The organism is Burkholderia sp. Bp9015 (assembly GCF_003853505.1).
Taxonomy (GTDB): Bacteria; Pseudomonadota; Gammaproteobacteria; order Burkholderiales; family Burkholderiaceae; genus Burkholderia.
In genome coordinates, this window is sequence record NZ_QTPZ01000020.1 from 73097 (window position 1) to 92195 (window position 19099).

Here is a 19099-nt window from a genome sequence, read left to right on the forward strand (position 1 = left end):
TTCGGTTCGTCAAAAAAGTTGATTCGGAATTTATACCCGGTCGCCGCGTCGCTGGCAACCGGGGGTGCTCAAAAATGCGGAGAATCCGCGCGCTTTTGTCAAAATGCGCGGATTGTCTGCGCCGCGATGCGGTTATGCTGTACCGCCGACCGTCATCTTGTCGATCCGCAGGGTCGGCTGGCCGACGCCGACCGGCACGCTCTGGCCTTCCTTGCCGCACACGCCGACGCCCGAGTCGAGCGACATGTCGTTGCCGATCATGCTCACGTACTTCAGCGATTCCGGGCCGCTGCCGATCAGCGTCGCGCCCTTCACCGGGTAGGTGATCTTGCCGTTCTCGATCATGTACGCCTCGGACGCCGAGAACACGAACTTGCCGTTCGTGATGTCGACCTGGCCGCCGCCGAAGTTCACCGCGTACAGGCCGTTCTTCACCGACGCGATGATTTCCTGCGGATCCTTGTCGCCGTTCAGCATGTACGTGTTGGTCATGCGCGGCATCGGCAGCGCCGCGTACGACTCGCGCCGCGCGTTGCCGGTGACGGGCATCTTCATCAGGCGCGCGTTCAGCGTGTCCTGGATGTAGCCCTTCAGGATGCCGTCCTCGATCAGCGTCGTGCACTGCGTCGGGTTGCCTTCGTCGTCGATGTTCAGCGAGCCGCGGCGGTTCGGCAGCGTGCCGTCGTCGACCACCGTCACGCCCTTCGCGGCGACCTGCTCGCCGATCCGGCCGGCGAACGCCGACGAACCCTTGCGGTTGAAGTCGCCCTCGAGGCCGTGGCCGATCGCCTCGTGCAGCAGCACGCCCGGCCAGCCCGGCCCGAGCACGACGGTCATCGCGCCGGCCGGCGCGGGGCGCGCGTCGAGGTTGACGAGCGCCGCGTGCACGGCGTCGTCGACGTAGCGCGACAGCACTTCGTCGGTGAAGTAGCCGTAGTCGAAGCGGCCGCCGCCGCCGCCGGAGCCGATCTCGCGGCGGCCGTTCTGTTCGGCGATCACCGTGACCGACACGCGCACGAGCGGGCGGATGTCGGCCGCGAGCGCGCCGTCGCTGCGCGCGACCAGCACGACGTCGTATTCGCCGGCGAGGCCCGCCATCACCTGCGTGACGCGCGGGTCGCGCCCGCGCGCCATCTGCTCGATGCGCTCGAGCAGCTTGACCTTCGCGATCGCGTCGAGCGACGCGAGCGGATCGGACGGCAGGTACAGGTCGCGGCCCGAGATGCCCTTCAGGGACGTCGCCGCCTTGATCTTCTGGCGGCCGCCGCCGGCCGCCGCGATCGCCTTGGTGGCCGCGGCCGCCTGCGCGATGGCTTCCGGCGACAGGTCGTCCGAGTAGGCGAACGCGGTGCGGTCGCCCGCGACCGCGCGCACGCCGACGCCCTGGTCGATGCTGAAGCTGCCCGACTTCACGATGCCTTCCTCGAGGCTCCACGCTTCGCTGCGGGTCGCCTGGAAGTACAGGTCGGCGTAGTCGACGCGATGCGTGAAGATGTCGGCGATCGTGCGCGTGAGCAGGCTCTCGTCGAGGCCGTACGGCGTGAGGAGGATGTCCTTCGCCAGCGCAAGATTGCGGATGCCGGGTTCGATGATGTTCATGCGGGTATCGAGGGTTCTCAAAAAGTTGTCGGGTGCGTTCTGGGCAGATGGGTTGGCCGGGCGGCGTTTCAAGCGCCGGGCGGTTCAGCGGTTCAGGCCAGCACGCGATGCCGCCACGCGGGCAGGCTCTGGCGCACGTCGGCGATGCGCTGCGGATCGAGCGCGCCGGTCACGACGCTCGCGCCTTCGTCGCGGACCGCGACGATCTCGCCCCACGGGTCGATCAGCATGCTGTGGCCCCAGGTGCGCCGGCCGTTCTCGTGCTTGCCGCCTTGCGCGGCCGCGAGCACGTAGCACTGGTTCTCCACGGCCCGCGCGCGCAGCAGCATTTCCCAGTGCGCGCGGCCCGTCGTATACGTAAACGCCGACGGCACGACGATCAGCGCGCAGTCGCCCATCCTGCGATACAGCTCCGGAAAGCGCAGATCGTAACAGACCGACAGGCCGACCCGCCCGAACGGCGCGTCGAACGCGACGACCGTGTCGCCCGCGCGGATCGTGCGCGCCTCGTCGAACGATTCGTCGCCTTTCTCGAAGTTGAACAGGTGGATCTTGTCGTAGCGGGCGGCTTCCTGGCCGTTCGGGTCGAACACGAGCGTCGTGTTCAGCACGCGATCGGGCTCCGGCGCCTTCAGCGGCAGCGTGCCGCCGATCACCCAGATGCCGTGACGGTGCGCGGCCTCCGACAGGAAGCGCTGGATCGGGCCGTCGCGGTAGGGTTCGGCGAGCGCGAGCTTGTCGGTGTCGCGATGGCCCATGAAGCAGAAATACTCGGGCAGCAGTACGAGCTGCGCGCCGTCGCCGGCCGCTTCCGCGATCAGGCGGCCGGCTTCGGCGAGATTGCGTGCGACGTCCGGCGTGCTCACCATCTGCAGCGCGGCGACCCGAAAGGGCGTGGCGAAACGGGTGTGATCGGTCATCGCTGGATCGGTTGCGTCATAAATGGGGTGCGGCCCGGCACCCTGCGCGCGTCAGTGGCTCGCCGCATCGGCCGGACCGTGATTCATCTTACCCTGATCGCCTCGCACCCGCTCGATGTGCGGATGCGCCCACGAGCCCGTGATCGCGTAGTCGAGCGCGAACGCGTGCGACAGCGTCTCCGACAGCGCGTAGTTCGCGGCGAGCACGCCGACACCCAGCAGCGGATTGATGATCGCGGCCGCGATTGCCGCCGTGCCGGCGCCGATCTTCGGCGCGACGTGCGCGTGCAGGTCCTGCGTCTCGGCGCCGAGGTCGACCGCGCCACGCACCGTCACGTTCGCCGGTGCCGTCGTCATCGAGAAGTCGTCGGTGCGCGCGATCCCGTTCGAGATCCGGCTGGTGCCCGTGATCTTGTCGAACGGCAGTCCCTTGCCGATCACGTCGCGGAAATTCAGCGTCAGGAAGCGCGCGAGGCTCTGCAGGCTCAGCACGCCGAGCAGTTTCGCGGCACCCGGATCGACCTTCAGGATCTGGCCGTGTTCCAGGTCGAGCGCGACCTGGCCGCCGAGCGACGGCAGATCGACCGCGGTCGGGCCGCCGCGCCAGCCGACCTTGCCGGTCACGGTGCCGTGGCCGTTTGCAAGCGTGCGCGGCAGGCCGACGAGGTCGAGCAGCGCGCCCGCGTTGCCGACGTCGAGCTTGAAGTCGAACACGCTGCGGCGCGGCGCATCATTTTCGTCGACGCCGCGGGCCAGCGCGCGGCGCGACGTGCGCCAGTTGCCGGTCGCCGTCAGCTTCGCGGCCGGGTTCGCCAGCTCGAACTTGTCGAGCTGCCACACCGGCGCGCCGTCTTCCTCGAGGTTGCGCGCGTTGACGACGAGCCTGCCGATGTCGTGATCGCGCGCGACGACCTGGTCGACGATCAGGTCGACCGACGGCATCGGCCGGTCGGTCGGCGTCGGCAGGTTCATCGCGCGGCCGACGAGGTCGTGCTGCGCGCTCTGCGGGATCACGAGCTTCGCGAGCCGCGCGTTCAGCACGCCCGCACCGTTGTGGCCGCCGCCCGGCGCCCACGACAGGTAGCCCGATACCTGGTTCGACGCGATGTTCGCCTGCCACAGCTCGTCGACGTGCGACGCGCCGATGATCACGTTTTCCCAGTTGCGCTTGAGCAGCTTCAGCGTGCCGAAGTGGAGCGCGAAGCGCTTCGGCGTGAAGCTCGCGACGTCGACGCGCGGCGCGGCCTGCGGCTCCGGCGCGCGCGGCGTGTCGTGCTGCAGCGTGCGGGCGAGCGCGAGCCACGCGTCGGCGTCCAGTTCGTCGACGTCGACGGCGGCGCTCACGCCGTCCTGCGGCAGGTCGGGCATCCGGTGGATGCCCATCGCGCCGCGCACCGCGCGCAGCGGCTGGCCCGACGTGGCGTCGAGCAGGTAGGTCGCAGACACGGGCCCGAGCGTCAGGTCGGCATGCTCGAGGCGCTTGCCGCCGGCCTGGGCGGCCGGCTGCAGTGTGAAGCGGAACGGCATCGGCGTGCCGGCCGGTTTCGCGAACGGCGCCGGGAAATTCAGCGCGACGCCCGTCAGGTCGGAATGCGCGGTGACCTCCGGCAGGCGGCCCGGCGCGCCGCGCACGGCGAGCTGGTACGGCGCGTCGCCGACCACGTGCTCGAGCAGCGCCGCGGCCGTGCCGCGCAGGTTCAGGCCGCGCGCGGCGTCAAGCGCGAGCTTGCCGTCGACGTCCACCGCGTACGGGCCGTGCGACTGGAAGTTGCCGTTCGCGCGCACCGGGCCGCCGAGGAAGCGCCCCGACAGCTCGTGCAGCGACGCGCCGGCCTCGCTGAAACGCACGCTGCCGCGCAGCGCGGACAGCGGCGGCACGCCGTCGGTCGACAGCGTGTTGCCGCCGAACGCGAGCGTGCCCTCGACGTGCGTATGCGGATGCGGAACGTGCTGCGGAATCGTGATCTTGAGCGCGAGCGCCGCGGGCCCCTGCGCATCGATCCGCTGGCCGATGTGCCCGCTCATCGCGCCGAGCGAGCTGTTGTCCGCGTAGTCGATCAGGTCCGCGAGCGGGCCTTGCGCATGGCCGTCGATGATGAGCGGCGACTTCGACGGATTGCCGAGATCGTCGATCCGGCCGGCGACCTTCGTTAGCGCGACGCGCTTGTAGTGCGCGCGCGCGATGTCGAAGCGCAGCTTGTTCTGCGCGAGCTCGAACACACCGTCGATTCCGTCGAGTGCGGGCCAGATGCTCGGCGTGCCGTTCGCGAGCTTGCGCGGCGGGTACGGCGTCGGCTCGAAGCGCCCGCCGGTGAACGGCGCGACGATGTGGAACACGCCGGCGTCCGGCTCGTGTTCGAACGGGAATTTCTCGAGCGGGCCGCGGGCGACGATCGAGGCTCCCTTGGTCACCTGGCCGTCCTGCAGCGCATGGCCGAGATAGTCGCGCAGGTGCTCGGACATCCCGGTCGGCAGGTAGCGCGGAATGCGCGCAACCGATGCGCGCGCGAAATCCGCGCGCAGGTCGAGCGAGCCGCGGCCGTGGCCGGGGTTCGTGTACGTGCCCGACACCGCGATTTCCGCATCGGGGTTCGCGACGAACAGGTCGGGCAACGTCACGTCGACGCGCGCGTGCTTCTCGCCCGGCGCCGGCGTGATCACCCATTTCGCGTTGCCGCGCAGCCGGTCGAAGGTCAGGCGCGGCTCGTCGAATTCGCCGGGCACCGTGACCGCCGCATTGACCGTGTCGAAGTGCGCGGTGCCGCCGGTTTCCTTCGCATCGATGCGGCCCCACAAATTCTCGACGCCCGGCCAGCCGGCGCGCGGGTGACCGCGCGGGGAAAGACCCGGCGGCGGCTCCTGCGCGGCGACGCTGATGCCCTGCAGATCGCCGAGGAAGCGGTAGCGGACGATCGGCGCGGCGCCCATGCGCCGCTCTTCGTCGGCCAGGTCGGGCCGCGCCGGCTTCGCGCGTTCGACCTCGATGTGATAGTTCGACACCATCCCGCGCGGGTCGAGCTTGATCAGCTCGTTGCGCAGCCGCGCGGGCAGCGGCAGCCCGCGGATGAACTCGCTGAGGATGCCGAGATCGACGCGGTCGCCGACGACGCTGAGCAACTGCCCCTGGTCGGCGGTCGGCACGCGGTAGCGGGCGGTCAGCGTCGACAGCGCGAGCGAACGGGCGAGCGGCGTGCCGTCCGGCAGCGGCGGCTGGCCGAGCTCCGCGTTGAAGCGCGTCAGGTGCAGCGTGTAGTCGTGGCCGGCGTCCAGCGCCATGTCCCAGCCGAACCCGACCGTCGGCACGTCCAGGCGCGGCTGGGTCGGCCGGACGCGCAGCACGACGTCGGCGCCCTGCAAGTCGCCGCCCGCGGAGCGCAGATGGCCGTCCTGGAAGGTCGCCCAGATCGCGTTGTCGATCCGGCCCGCGTGGATCGTGAGCGGAATGTCGAGATAGCGGCCGAGCGTTTGCAGGTCGACCGGGCCGGTCGACAGGTACGCGTCGCCGGTCCAGTTCGTCGGCTTGCCGATCGGCGCGAGCGGCTTGTGGCGGAAACGCGCGCGGAAATCGAGCGGGCCGAGCAGCAGCGTGCCGTTCGCGGGCGCCTGCAGCGCGGCCTTGTGCTCGCGGCCGTGGTTGAGCACCGCGAGGCGGATGCCGGACAGCGCGAGTTCCGGTGCGTCGTGCTGCGCGTCGCGCCAGCGCAGCGTGCCGTTGCGCAGCACGATCGCTTCCTGCTTCAGCAGCCACGTGCCGAACGTGTCGTTGCCGCCATGGGTGGTCGCGACGCCGACGCCCGCGACGCTCAGCGAGCCGTCGGCGGCGCGCGCGACGACGAGGTCGGGATGGTCGACGATCAGGCTCGACAGCGCGGGCGACAGCCGCAGCAGCGACATCCACGACAGCGCTGCCGTCGCGTGCGGGACCGACAGCGCGATCTGGCCGTCACGGCCGCGAATGGTGAGGTTGGCGACTTCGACGCCCGGCTGCATGCCGGACCAGTGCGGAGACAGCTTGCCGATCGAAAGCTGTGCGTGCAGCTTGTCGGACACCGCGCGCTCGATGCGCGGGCGGTACTCGTCGATGCGCGGCAGCAGCACGTAGCGCATCCCGAGGAACACGCCGGACGCGACGAAGTACGTGCCGATCCCGACTGCCAGCGTCACCCTGAACACGCGACGCAGGACCGGATGATCGTGCTTCGGAGGTCCCGCTTCGGGCTCAGCTACGGCGGATTCCTGACGGTCGGACATGCGGCGGAAGGGCGGCGATATGGTAGTTTTGCAGACTGACGTTGAAATGTATCACACGGGTTCGTGCCGGCGGCCGTTGAGGCCGCATGGCACGGGCTTTCCGGCGCGCGGTTGTCGCGGCGGCGCACCCGCGTCGCGACACCGCGCCGAGTCCAAGGGGCCTGTCGGCAGCGGGGCGCGCACGCGTTGTTCCCGCAGCGGGGCCTTACTGCCAGGCCCGCTTTTCGATGACCGACGCTTCCGCCCTGATCAGCACGTCCTATTCCCGCTATCTCGCCCGCGCGGCCGCCGCGCGTCCCGCGCTGTCCGACCAGATCGCCGCGTGGGCCGCCGCGCCGCTCACGCGCGCGCAGCTCGACGCGCGCCTGACCGAACTGCTCGCCGCGCCGGCCGGCACGGCCGCGCCGGGCGACGAGCAACTGAAGCGTGCGCTGCGGCAGTTGCGTATAGAGGTGTTCGGCGCGGTCGCGGAGCGCGACCTGCGCGGCGTCGCGAGCGTCGCCGAGGTGACGGGCGCGATGACCGATCTCGCCGAAGTGGCCGTGCAGCGCTCGCTCGCGCTGCTGTCGGCCGAACTCGAGGCGATGTACGGCGAGCCGCGCGGCGCCGACGGCCAGCGCGTCGTGCTCGGCGTGGTCGGGATGGGCAAGCTCGGCGGCCGCGAGCTGAACGTGTCGTCGGACATCGACCTGATCTTCGTCTACGAGGACGACGGCGAAACGGCCGGCGGCACGCGCTCGCCGCTGTCCACCCAGGAATATTTCACGCGGCTCGGCCGCCGCCTGATCGGCGTGCTGTCCGAGGTCACGGCCGACGGCTACGTGTTTCGCGTCGACATGCGGCTGCGCCCGAACGGCGATTCGGGGCCGCTCGTCTGCAGTCTCGGGATGCTCGAGGAGTATTTCTACGTGCAGGGGCGCGAATGGGAGCGCTACGCGTGGATCAAGGGGCGGCTCGTATCCGAAGGCGACAGCGACGCGGCGCGGCGGCTGGCGGCGCAGCTCGAATCGATCGTCAAGCCGTTCGTATACCGCCGCTATCTCGACTTCGGCGTGATCGGCGCGATCCGTGCGCTGCACCAGCAGATTCGCCAGGAAGCCGCGCGCCGCGCGTCGATGCGGCCCGACAAGGCCGACGACATCAAGCTCGGGCGCGGCGGGATCCGCGAAATCGAATTCAGCGCGCAGGTGTTCCAGCTGATCCGCGGCGGCCAGGATGCGGAATTCCGCGTGCGGCCGACGCTCGCGGTGCTGCGCCATGCGCAGGCGCGCGGGCTGATCGGCGAGGACGTGCGCGAGCGCCTGACCGACGCCTACAACTTCCTGCGCACGCTCGAGCACCGGCTGCAGTACCGCGACGACGCGCAGACGCACGCGATGCCGGTCGATGCGGGCGAGCGGGCGGTGCTGGCCGCGTCGCTCGGCTTTGCCGACTATGCGGCGCTGATGACGGTGCTCGACGGTCACCGGACGTTCGTCGAGGCGCAGTTCGACCAGATCTTTGCCGACAAGGTGAACGGCGGCCCCTGCGCGGCGGGCGAGGACACGGCCGCCACGTGGATCTGGAGCGGGGCGCTCGCCGACGACGGCGAAGACGACGCGCTGCTCGCGCGCCTCGACGGCGTGGGCTTCACCGATCCGGCGGCCGTGCTCGCGCGGCTGCGCGCGATCTGGCAGTCGTCGCGCTACGCGGGCCTGCCCGAAAAGAGCCGGCAGCGCTTCGACAGCGTCGCGCAGCGCGCGCTCGAGGCCGCGCCGCGGATCGACGCCGCGCGCCGCGACGACACCATCGTGCGGCTGTTCGACCTGCTCGAGACGGTCAGCCGGCGCGGCGTCTATCTCGCGCTGCTGACCGAGTATCCGGCCGCGCTCGACCGCGTGCTGTCGGTGCTCGGCGCGACGCGCTGGGGCGGCGGCTACCTGATTCGCCATCCGCAGCTGCTCGACGAACTGCTCGACGACGAAGCGATCGCGAGCCCGTTCGACTGGCCTGCGTTCAAGGACGCATTGCGTGCGCGCCTCGCGGCCGCCGACGGCCCCGAGCAGCAGATGGACCTGCTGCGGCACGCGCAGCACGCGGAAGTGTTCCGCATCCTGCTGATCGACCTGGCCGGCCAGTTGTCGGTCGAGCATGTGAGCGACCGCCTGTCCGAGCTCGCCGACGCGGTGCTCGACGTGACGATCGAAGTCGTCTGGTCGCAGCTCGCGAAGCGCCACCGCGACGTGCCGAAGTTTGCGGTGATCGCATACGGCAAGCTCGGCGGCAAGGAGCTCGGCTACGCATCCGATCTCGACCTGATCTTCCTGTACGACGACCCCGACGAGCGCTCGGCGGACGTCTACACGACGTTCACGCGCCGGCTGATCACGTGGCTCACGACCGCGACCGGCGCGGGCGCGCTGTTCGACATCGACCTGCGGCTGCGGCCGAACGGCGAGGCCGGGCTGCTCGTGACCGATCTCGACGCGTTCCGCCGCTACCAGTTGCGCGAGGGCGACGCGGCCAACACCGCGTGGGTGTGGGAACACCAGGCGCTGACGCGCGCCCGCTACAGCGCGGGCGACCCGCAGATCGGCACCGATTTCGAGGCGATCCGCCAGCAGGTGCTGACGACGCCGCGCGACGGGGCGGTGCTCGCGAAGGAAATCGTCGACATGCGCGGCAAGGTGTTCGCCGGCCATCCGAACCAGACCGAGCTGTTCGACCTGAAGCACGATCGCGGCGGGATGGTCGACATCGAGTTCATCGTCCAGTACTGGGTGCTGCTGCATGCGTCGAGCGACGCCGAGCTGATCCGCAACACCGGCAACATCGCGCTGCTGCGCGAGGTCGCGCGGTTCGGGCTGATGGGCGAGGACGAGGCCGAGCGCGTCGGCGCCGCGTACCGCAAGTACCGGAAGCTGCAGCACAAGCTGCGGCTCGACGGGATGGAGAAGGCGCGGGTCGATCCGGCGCTGGTGGCCGACGAGCGGGCGGCCGTGACGGCGTTGTGGGAGCGTGTGTTCGGCGCAGTCGAAACGGGCGTTTGAGGCGGACGTTTGAATCCCGCGTTCGCGGCAGGACGCTCGAATCCGCGGGGTAGGGCGGGCGGCGCTCGGGCGGCGCCCGTCCATCGAAAAACTGCGCCGTGCGAGCGGTTCGACCGGCAGATCTGTCTGCCTGCTCGCCCTGCCGCTGCAGGCCTGTTCCGGGAAAGGCGACACGCCACGTTCCGAATAACGTGGGGTTCGTCGGCGGTCCGGGACCGGCGCATGCGTCGATCTTCTGCATTTCGGCCGACGAAGCCGGCGTCAGGCCGCCAGCATTTCCTTCGCGTGCTTGCGCGTGGTGGCGGTGATCTCGAGCCCGCCGAGCATCCGCGCGACTTCCTCGACCCGGCTCGCCTTGTCGAGCGGGACGACCGACGAGACGGTGCCGCCGCGCTCGTCGGCGCCTTTCGCGACCTGGAAGTGATGGTCGCCGCGTGCGGCGACCTGCGGCAGGTGCGTCACGCACAGCACCTGGCGGTCGCGCCCGAGCTGGTGCAGCAGGCGGCCGACCACCTCGGCGACGCCGCCGCCGATCCCCGTGTCGACTTCGTCGAAAATCAGCGTCGGCGTCGGGCTGGCGGCGCTTGCGATCACGGCCAGCGCGAGGCTGATCCGTGCGAGTTCGCCGCCCGACGCGACTTTCGCGAGCGGCCGCAGCGGCACGCCCGGGTGCCCGGCGACCCGGAATTCGACCTGTTCGAGCCCGTGCGGGCCGCCGTCGGCGAGCGGCACGAGCGCGACTTCGAAGCTGCCGCCCGCCATCGACAGTTCCTGCATGCCGGCCGTGACGGCCGTGCCGAGCGCCTTCGCGGCCTGCGCGCGGGCCGTCGACAGGTGTTTCGCGTCGGCGAGATAGGCTTCCCGTGCCTTCGCCTGCGCGGCTTCGAGCGCGCCGAGATCGGCGGCCGCGTCGAGCGCGGCGAGCTGCGCGCGGCGTGCCGCATGTTCCTCGTGCAGCGTGTCGGGCGGCAGCCGGAACTTGCGGGCGGTCGAGTGCAGCGCGTCGAGGCGCGTTTCGACCTGCGCGAGCCGGGCCGGGTCGAGATCGAGGCGCTGCGCGTAGTGCGACAGCGAATAGACGGCTTCCTGCAGCTGGATTTCGGCCGGTTCGAGCGACGCGAGCGCATCGCCGAGCCCCGTGTCGTAGTCGGCCAGGCTGCGCAGCTTCGACACGATCGCGCCGAGCTGCGGGAGCATCGCGTCGTCGGCCTCGGACAGCGCGTTGAGCGCGCCCTGCACGCCGGCGATCAGGTTCGCCGAATGCGACAGGCGCTTGTGCTCGCTGCCGACTTCGTCCCATTCGCCGGGTTGTGGTGCGAGCTTGTCGAGTTCGGCGAGCTGCCAGGCGAGCTTCTCGCGTTCGAGCTGCAGTTCGCGCTCATGCGCCTTCGCGGCGTCGATCGCCTGCGTTGCGTCGCGCCAGACGCGCCACGCGCGTGCGACGTTCGCGGCATCGGCCACGAGCCCCGCGTGCGTGTCGAACAGCTCGCGCTGCGCGTCGGGCCGCATCAGCAGCTGGTGCGCGTGCTGACCGTGGATGTCGACCAGCATCTCGCCGAGCTCGCGCAGCTGCGCGAGCGTCGCGCTGGTGCCGTTGATGAACGCACGCGAGCGGCCGTTCGCGTCGATCACGCGGCGCAGCATCACGGTGTCCTCGGCGTCGAACGCGTGTTCGTCGAGCCAGCGCGCGACGCGGTCGTGCGGCGTGAATTCGGCGGTGATGTCGGCGCGGCCGCAGCCGGCGCGCACGACGCTCGCGTCGGCGCGTTCGCCGAGCGCGAGGGCCAGCGCGTCGATCAGGATCGATTTGCCGGCGCCGGTTTCGCCGGAAAAGACGGTAAAGCCGCTGTCGAATTCGAGATCGAGCGCGGCGACGATGACGAAGTCGCGAATCGAGAGGTGGCGGAGCATGGTGTCGGGCGTGGGTGCGTCAGGACGCCTTGTCGTCTTCGTTCGATGCGTGTTCGTTCCAGTGCAGCTTCTTGCGCAGCGTCGCGTAGTAGCTGTAGCCGACCGGGTGCAGGAACGGCACCGTGTGCTTCGAGCGGCGCACCTCGATCGTGTCGTTCAGTTCGAGCGAGGTGAACGACTGCATGTCGAAGTTCACGTTGACGTCACGGCCGCCGACGATCTGGATCGCGATCTTCGAATCGTCGGGCAGCACGATCGGCCGGTTCGACAGCGCGTGCGGCGCGATCGGCACGAGCACGATGCCCTGGAGCTGCGGATGCAGGATCGGGCCGGCCGACGACAGCGCGTAGGCGGTCGAGCCGGTCGGCGTGGCGACGATAAGGCCGTCCGAACGCTGGTTGTACATGTACCGGCCGTCGACCGACGCGCGCAGCTCGACCATCCCGGAAAAGCCGCTGCGGTTCACGACGACGTCGTTGAACGCGAGCGCGTGGTAGATCGGTTCGCCGTCACGCACGATCCGGGCCTCGAGCAGCGAGCGCTCCTCGCGCTCGAACTTGCCCGACAGGATCACCGGGACGCGCGCCTGCATGTCGGCCGCCGCGATGTCGGTGATGAAGCCGAGCCGCCCGTGGTTGATCCCGATCAGCGGCGTCTTGTACGGCGCGAGCTGGCGGCCGATGCCGAGCATCGTGCCGTCGCCGCCGAGCACGACCGCCACGTCCGCGCGCGCGCCGATCTCCGCCGGGGTGAGCGCCGGATAGCCGGAGATGCCGATCTCGCGCGCCGTTTCGGCTTCGAACACGACCTCGAAGCCGAGCTTCGCGATGCAGCCAGCCAGCGTGGCGAGCGGCTCGGCGATGCCGGGCGTGTTGCTCCGGCCGACGAGCGCGACGGTGTTGAACTGATTACCGGTTTTCATGCCGGCATTACACCATAGCTCGTTGACGAAAAGAACCGGCTGTGCGCGAACGGGGCCGGATCGGTCGGCCCGGGCGACAGTGGCCGCGGCCACTCGCCGTGCTCGCGCGGTTGCGCTAAAATTTTCCACCATGCTAGATCCTCGCGCACGAACCCTCCTGAAAACCCTGATCGAACGGTATATCGCCGACGGTCAGCCGGTCGGCTCGCGCACGTTGTCCCGTTATTCCGGGCTCGAACTGAGCCCGGCAACGATCCGCAACGTGATGTCCGACCTGGAGGAGCTCGGCCTCGTGTCGAGCCCGCACACGTCGGCCGGCCGCGTGCCGACGCCGCGCGGCTACCGGCTGTTCGTCGACACGATGCTGACGGTCGAGGCGCCGATCGACGCCGAGGCCGTCGCGCGCCAGGTGCAGAACACGCTGCAGGCCGGCGAACCGCAGCAGCGGGTCGTGGCGGCCGCGGCGAGCGTGCTGTCGAACCTGTCGCAGTTCGCGGGTGTCGTGCTGACGCCGCGCCGCAGCCACGTGTTCAAGCAGATCGAGTTCATGCGGCTGTCGGACAAGCGCATCCTGCTGATCATCGTCACGCCCGAGGGCGACGTGCAGAACCGGATGCTCGCGACGCCGCGCGACTATTCGCCGTCGCAGCTCACCGAGGCGTCCAACTACATCAACGCGCACTTCGCCGGGCTGTCGTTCGACGAGGTGCGCCGCCGCCTGCGCGACGAGATCGACCAGCTGCGCGGCGACATGACCACGCTGATGCATGCGGCCGTGACGGCCAGCACCGAGGTGCCCGATACCGAGGACACCGTGCTCATTTCCGGCGAGCGCAACCTGCTCGAAGTGGCGGATCTGTCGTCCGACATGGCGCGGCTGCGCAAGCTGTTCGACGTGTTCGACCAAAAGACGGGCCTCCTGCAATTGCTCGACGTGTCGAGCCACGCCCAGGGCGTGCAGATCTTCATCGGCGGCGAATCGACGCTCGTGCCGATCGAGGAAATGAGCGTCGTGACCGCGCCCTACGAGGTGAACGGCCAGATCGTCGGCACGCTCGGCGTGATCGGCCCGACCCGCATGGCGTACAACCGCGTGATCCCGATCGTCGACATCACCGCGCGGCTGCTGTCGCTCACGCTGAGCCAGCAGTAACCCGACCGATACCGTCCCGCCATCGTGCCGCGGCGCCGTGCGTACCGCCAGTCGGCCGAACGGCCAGCCGACCCGGGCGAGACGGCCCGCTATAATTGAGGGCCGTCCGACTGCGTGCCCCGAGCACGTTCCTGCCCATGCGTTTCGATCTTGAGCCGCCTTCGAGCGTCGCAGCTGCCCATCGCATCGGCGTGCTGCTGATCAATCTCGGCACGCCCGACGCCCCGACACCACGCGCGGTGCGGCGCTATCTGGCCGAGTTCCTGTCGGACCCGCGCGTCGTCGAAATCCCGCAGGTCGTCTGGCAGGTGCTGCTGCGCACGCTGATCCTGCCGCTGCGCGGTCGCGCGTCCGCGAAGAAGTACGCGGCCGTCTGGATGCCCGAAGGCTCGCCGCTGCGCGTATACACCGAGCGCCAGACCGACGGCGTGCGCCACCTGCTCGCGTCGAACGACTATCAGGTGACGGTCGACTACGCGATGCGCTACGGCAGCCCGGGCATTGCGCAGGCGCTCGCGCAATTCAAGCGTGCTGGCGTCGAGCGCGTGCTGCTGATGCCGATGTACCCGCAATACTCGGCGTCCACCACCGCGACGGCATTCGATGCCGCGTTCGCCGCGCTCGCGCGGATGCGCAACCAGCCGGAAGTGCGCACGGTGCGGCACTACGCCGACCATCCGGCCTACATCCACGCGCTCGCCGAACAGGTGCGCCAGTACTGGGCGCAGCATGGCCGGCCCGACTTCGCGGCCGGCGACAAGCTCGTGCTGAGTTTCCACGGCGTGCCGAAGCGCACGCTCGACCTGGGCGACCCCTATCACGACCAGTGCCAGCAGACGGGCGCGCTGCTGATGGCCGCGCTCGGGCTGTCGACGCTCGAATGCCGCGTGACGTTCCAGTCGCGCTTCGGCAAGGCCGAGTGGCTGCAGCCCTACACGGCGCCGACGCTGCGCGAACTCGGCGAGGCGGGCGTGCGGCGGGCCGACGTGTTCTGTCCCGGTTTTACGGCCGATTGTCTGGAGACGATCGAGGAGATCGGGATGGAGGTGCGCGACGAGTTCATCGCGGGCGGCGGCCAGGCGTTCCACCGGATTCCGTGCCTGAACGGCGCGCCCGCGTGGATCGGCGCGTTGGGCGAGATCGTCGCCGAGAATCTGCAGGGCTGGCCGGTGAAGGCCGCGCAGCCCGAAACGGTGAGTTGAACGCGATGAACTACAGGATTTCGACTGAACCCGGCGCGAAGCTGCGCATCGACAAATGGCTGTGGGCGGCCCGCTTCTTCAAGACGCGCTCGCTCGCGTCCGACGCGGTCGACAAGGGCCACGTGAAGATCGGCGGCGCGGCGGTGAAGCCGGCCAAGGACGTGCGCGTCGGCGACGAGGTCGAGATTGCGATCGACGGTGTCGTCTGGCACATTGCCGTGCTTGGCATTTGCGACGTGCGCGGGCCCGCGAGCATCGCGCAGACGCTTTACGAGGAAACGGAAGCGGGGCGCGTCGCGCGGCTCGCCGAACTGGAACGGCGCCGCACCTATCGCGAGCCGGCGGCGGAACTGCACGGCCGGCCGACCAAGCGCGACCGGCGCATCATCGACAGATTTTCTGGTGGGAGCTGAACATCTGGTCGAACGTCGCCCGCGCGCTTCCGTATTCGGTCGTGCGGTCGGTGACGGCTCCGGACAGGCAGATGGTGGTGGTGCCGGCAATCAGTACCAGCGCGACCACCGATATGGCAAAGGTCAGTTTCACGGTACGCGCCTCGATGGGACTGTGAATGCAGCGCCAGGTGGATGTCAGGCGCCGGTAAGCTAGGGTAAACGCGCTTTTTCGACGCTTGAATGGAGTGTAGTGCACCCCCCTGTGCCGAGCTAGTACTTGCCTGGTAAGCGTTGTTACCGGTCGTTTCGTCCGATCCGGCGACAAATGCACGTAATCGGCGGCGTGCAGCGCGGTTGTTTCACGGCATTGGCGAATGCCGGTGAATAACCCCCTTGAAATCGCAGTTTTCGCCCTTATTTGCACCAACAATGTGCGGTGCCGCCGACATACGGTCCGGCGGTTGCCGATTTGGCTTCAACCTCTAATCGACTTTCAGCGACATGGAAAACACGCAAGAGAACCCGGCTACCCAATCGGCCGAAGACATCGGCAGCGAGAAGCAGGCGGCGCAAGGCGCGGCGCCCGCCGCCGAAGCAGCCGACGCGGCGCTCGCGGAGGCTCAAGCCAAGGTCGCCGAGCTGCAGGAGAGCTTCCTGCGGGCGAAGGCCGAGACCGAGAACGTCCGCCGCCGCGCGCAGGAAGATGTCTCGAAGGCGCACAAGTTCGCGATCGAGGGCTTCGCGGAGCACCTGCTGCCCGTGCTGGACAGCCTCGAGGCTGCCGTCGGCGATACGTCCGGCGACATCACGAAGGTGCGCGAAGGCGTCGAACTGACGCTGCGCCAGCTGACGAGCGCGCTCGAGAAGGGCCGCGTCGTCGCGATCAACCCGGTCGGCGAGAAGTTCGATCCGCACCAGCACCAGGCGATTTCGATGGTGCCGGCCGAGCAGGAGCCGAACACCGTCGTGACCGTCCTGCAAAAGGGTTACATGATCGCCGACCGCGTGCTGCGCCCGGCGCTCGTCACGGTCGCCCAGCCGAAGTAAGGCCGACGCGATGGTTCCCGCCGGCGTCGATCCGGCCGCGTTCGACGCGTTCGACATGCAGGCGCTGGCGGCCGACACGTTCGACGCCGCGATCGCCGGCGCCGGTGATGCGCTCGCCGTGGTGTTCTTCTGGGGCGTCGACTGCTTCAACTGCGAGATCGCCAAGAAGGCGATGCTCGCCCAGCCGGACGCGATCCGCGCGCTGGATCTGAAGTGGTTCCATTGCAACGTGTACGAACATCATGAGCTGGGGCGCCGCTTCGGCCTGCACGGCGTGCCGACGTGGTTCTTCTTCCACCGCGGCAAGCGGCTCGGCCGCGCGACCGGCTGGCATGGCCTCGCGCAGTTCCAGGCGGCGGTGTCGGCGGCGCGCGCGAAGATCGCCGCGGCGGCCGGCGCGCCGTCGGACCGCGACGCCGGTTCGTACGATCCGGCTACCGGCGGCGATTGAAAAAATTTAATATCCGCATCGCTTGGCGGGTCTTGAAAACGGATCGGCCGGACGCATTTCGGGAACAGAGTTGAATTCTGGCGCGCGAAACTGCCCAAAAACGCGGGGTTTCGCGCAGCAAACAAGCATTTCTGGAGATTAGGAAAAATGGGAAAGATCATCGGTATTGACCTCGGCACCACGAACTCGTGCGTCGCCATCATGGAAGGCAACCAGGTCAAGGTCATCGAGAACTCGGAAGGCACGCGCACGACGCCGTCGATCATCGCCTACATGGACGACAACGAAGTGCTCGTCGGCGCGCCGGCCAAGCGTCAGTCCGTGACCAACCCGAAGAACACGCTGTTCGCCGTGAAGCGCCTGATCGGCCGCCGCTTCGAAGAGAAGGAAGTCCAGAAGGACATCGGCCTGATGCCGTACGCGATCATCAAGGCCGACAACGGCGACGCATGGGTCGAAGCGCACGGCGAGAAGCTCGCGCCGCCGCAGGTTTCGGCTGAAGTGCTGCGCAAGATGAAGAAGACGGCCGAAGACTACCTCGGCGAGCCGGTCACGGAAGCCGTGATCACGGTGCCGGCGTACTTCAACGACAGCCAGCGCCAGGCAACCAAGGACGCCGGCCGCATCGCGGGCCTGGAAGTCAAGCGGATCATCAACGAGCCGACGGCAGCCGCGCTCGCGTTCGGCCTCGACAAGGCCGAGAAGGGCGACCGCAAGATCGCCGTGTATGACCTCGGCGGCGGCACGTTCGACGTGTCGATCATCGAGATCGCGGACGTCGACGGCGAAATGCAGTTCGAAGTGCTGTCGACCAACGGCGACACGTTCCTCGGCGGCGAGGACTTCGACCAGCGCATCATCGATTACATCATCGGCGAGTTCAAGAAGGAGCAGGGCGTCGACCTGTCGAAGGACGTGCTCGCGCTGCAGCGCCTGAAGGAAGCCGCTGAAAAGGCGAAGATCGAGCTGTCGTCGAGCCAGCAGACCGAAATCAACCTGCCGTACATCACGGCCGACGCATCGGGTCCGAAGCACTTGAACCTGAAGATCACCCGCGCGAAGCTGGAAGCGCTGGTCGAGGATCTGGTCGAGCGCACGATCGAACCGTGCCGCATCGCGATCAAGGACGCCGGCGTCAAGGTGTCGGACATCGACGACGTGATCCTGGTCGGCGGCCAGACCCGCATGCCGAAGGTGCAGGAGAAGGTGAAGGAGTTCTTCGGCAAGGATCCGCGCCGTGACGTGAACCCGGACGAAGCCGTCGCAGTCGGCGCGGCGATCCAGGGCCAGGTCTTGTCGGGCGACCGCAAGGACGTGCTGCTGCTCGACGTGACTCCGCTGTCGCTCGGTATCGAGACGCTCGGCGGCGTGATGACGAAGATGATCAACAAGAACACGACGATCCCGACGAAGCACGCTCAGGTGTATTCGACGGCGGACGACAACCAGTCGGCCGTGACGATCAAGGTGTTCCAGGGCGAACGCGAGATGGCGGCAGGCAACAAGCTGCTCGGCGAGTTCAACCTCGAAGGCATCCCGCCGTCGCCGCGCGGCGTGCCGCAGATCGAAGTGACCTTCGACATCGACGCGAACGGCATCCTGCACGTCGGCGCGAAGGACAAGGCGACCGGCAAGGAAAACAAGATCACGATCAAGGCGAACTCGGGCCTGTCCGACGCTGAAATCGACCAGATGATCAAGGACGCGGAAGCGAACGCAGCGGAAGACCACAAGCTGCGCGAGCTGGCTGATTCGCGCAACCAGGGCGACGCGCTGGTCCACAGCACGAAGAAGGCGCTCACCGAGTACGGCGACAAGCTGGACGCGGGCGAGAAGGAAAAGATCGAAGCGGCGCTGAAGTCGCTCGAGGACGTGCTGAAGGATACGTCGGCCGACAAGGCGGCGATCGACGCGAAGGTCGAGGAACTCGGTCAGGCTTCGCAGAAGCTCGGCGAAAAGATGTACGCCGACATGCAGGCGCAGCAAGCCGGCGCGGCGGGTGCAGCGGAAGGCGCGGCCCAGGCGGGCGGTGCGCAGCAGGCTGCCGACGACGTCGTCGACGCCGAGTTCAAGGAAGTGAAGAAGGACTAAGCCGGGTTGCAATGGCACCGTACGCCGCGCGTGGAAACGCGCGCGGCGCGGTTGACCAACGACTGAAAGCGGTCTGTCTTTCCTTCCGGATGGCCGGATCGACTCCACGCCTGGCGGGCTTCGCGGCC

General features: G+C 68.8%; 13 protein-coding genes. 7 read left to right on the forward strand and 6 right to left on the reverse strand.

The features are described 5' to 3' along the window. Positions 1-132: 132 nt before the first annotated feature. The 3 genes from tldD to DIE12_RS21640 all read right to left on the reverse strand — a co-directional run bounded on the left by tldD (position 133) and on the right by DIE12_RS21640 (position 6770). A complete protein-coding gene (gene tldD / locus DIE12_RS21630; protein WP_124551339.1) occupies positions 133-1599 on the reverse strand; it encodes a metalloprotease TldD in 1467 nt (488 codons plus the stop codon). A 92-nt stretch (positions 1600-1691) separates the two neighbouring features. Continuing rightward, a complete protein-coding gene (locus tag DIE12_RS21635; RefSeq protein ID WP_124487965.1) occupies positions 1692-2519 on the reverse strand; it encodes a carbon-nitrogen hydrolase family protein in 828 nt (275 codons plus the stop codon). A gap of 51 nt (positions 2520-2570) precedes the next feature. Then, positions 2571-6770 (reverse strand): YhdP family protein, encoded by a 4200-nt coding sequence (locus DIE12_RS21640; RefSeq protein WP_124551340.1) that lies wholly within the window; start codon positions 6768-6770, stop codon positions 2571-2573. 227 nt (positions 6771-6997) lie between these two features. Here DIE12_RS21640 and glnE point away from each other — a divergent pair, with 227 nt between their 5' ends. Then, positions 6998-9799, forward strand: a complete 2802-nt coding sequence (gene glnE / locus DIE12_RS21645; protein ID WP_124551341.1) for a bifunctional [glutamate--ammonia ligase]-adenylyl-L-tyrosine phosphorylase/[glutamate--ammonia-ligase] adenylyltransferase — start codon at positions 6998-7000, stop codon at positions 9797-9799. Between the two features lie 261 nt (positions 9800-10060). Here the strand turns inward: glnE and recN are convergent, their stop codons facing one another. After that, on the reverse strand, positions 10061-11710 hold the full coding sequence (recN, locus tag DIE12_RS21650; RefSeq protein ID WP_124519945.1) for a DNA repair protein RecN: 1650 nt from the start codon (positions 11708-11710) through the stop codon (positions 10061-10063). A gap of 19 nt (positions 11711-11729) precedes the next feature. Then, on the reverse strand, positions 11730-12632 hold the full coding sequence (locus DIE12_RS21655; RefSeq protein WP_124487961.1) for an NAD kinase: 903 nt from the start codon (positions 12630-12632) through the stop codon (positions 11730-11732). Positions 12633-12762: 130 nt separating this feature from the next. Between DIE12_RS21655 and hrcA the strand changes: the two genes are divergently transcribed. The 3 genes from hrcA to DIE12_RS21670 all read left to right on the forward strand — a co-directional run bounded on the left by hrcA (position 12763) and on the right by DIE12_RS21670 (position 15400). Continuing rightward, positions 12763-13785 carry a heat-inducible transcriptional repressor HrcA gene (gene hrcA / locus DIE12_RS21660; protein ID WP_011544637.1) on the forward strand — a complete coding sequence of 341 codons (1023 nt, stop codon included), beginning with the start codon at positions 12763-12765 and terminating at the stop codon, positions 13783-13785. 137 nt (positions 13786-13922) lie between these two features. Then, a complete protein-coding gene (gene hemH, locus DIE12_RS21665; RefSeq protein WP_124551342.1) occupies positions 13923-14987 on the forward strand; it encodes a ferrochelatase in 1065 nt (354 codons plus the stop codon). Positions 14988-14992: 5 nt separating this feature from the next. Beyond that, positions 14993-15400 carry an RNA-binding S4 domain-containing protein gene (locus tag DIE12_RS21670; RefSeq protein WP_124487960.1) on the forward strand — a complete coding sequence of 136 codons (408 nt, stop codon included), beginning with the start codon at positions 14993-14995 and terminating at the stop codon, positions 15398-15400. On the opposite strand, the gene DIE12_RS38165 is transcribed toward DIE12_RS21670, so the two are convergent. Beyond that, on the reverse strand, positions 15372-15533 hold the full coding sequence (locus DIE12_RS38165; protein WP_006476841.1) for a hypothetical protein: 162 nt from the start codon (positions 15531-15533) through the stop codon (positions 15372-15374). The genes DIE12_RS21670 and DIE12_RS38165 overlap by 29 nt on opposite strands. A gap of 350 nt (positions 15534-15883) precedes the next feature. Here DIE12_RS38165 and grpE point away from each other — a divergent pair, with 350 nt between their 5' ends. From grpE to dnaK, 3 genes are all read left to right on the forward strand, one after another. Continuing rightward, positions 15884-16429, forward strand: coding sequence for a nucleotide exchange factor GrpE (gene grpE, locus DIE12_RS21680; protein WP_044844047.1), 546 nt, complete (start codon positions 15884-15886; stop codon positions 16427-16429). 10 nt (positions 16430-16439) lie between these two features. Next, positions 16440-16880, forward strand: coding sequence for a thioredoxin family protein (locus DIE12_RS21685; protein ID WP_124551343.1), 441 nt, complete (start codon positions 16440-16442; stop codon positions 16878-16880). A gap of 147 nt (positions 16881-17027) precedes the next feature. Beyond that, a complete protein-coding gene (gene dnaK / locus DIE12_RS21690; RefSeq protein ID WP_044844049.1) occupies positions 17028-18971 on the forward strand; it encodes a molecular chaperone DnaK in 1944 nt (647 codons plus the stop codon). Positions 18972-19099: the final 128 nt, after the last annotated feature.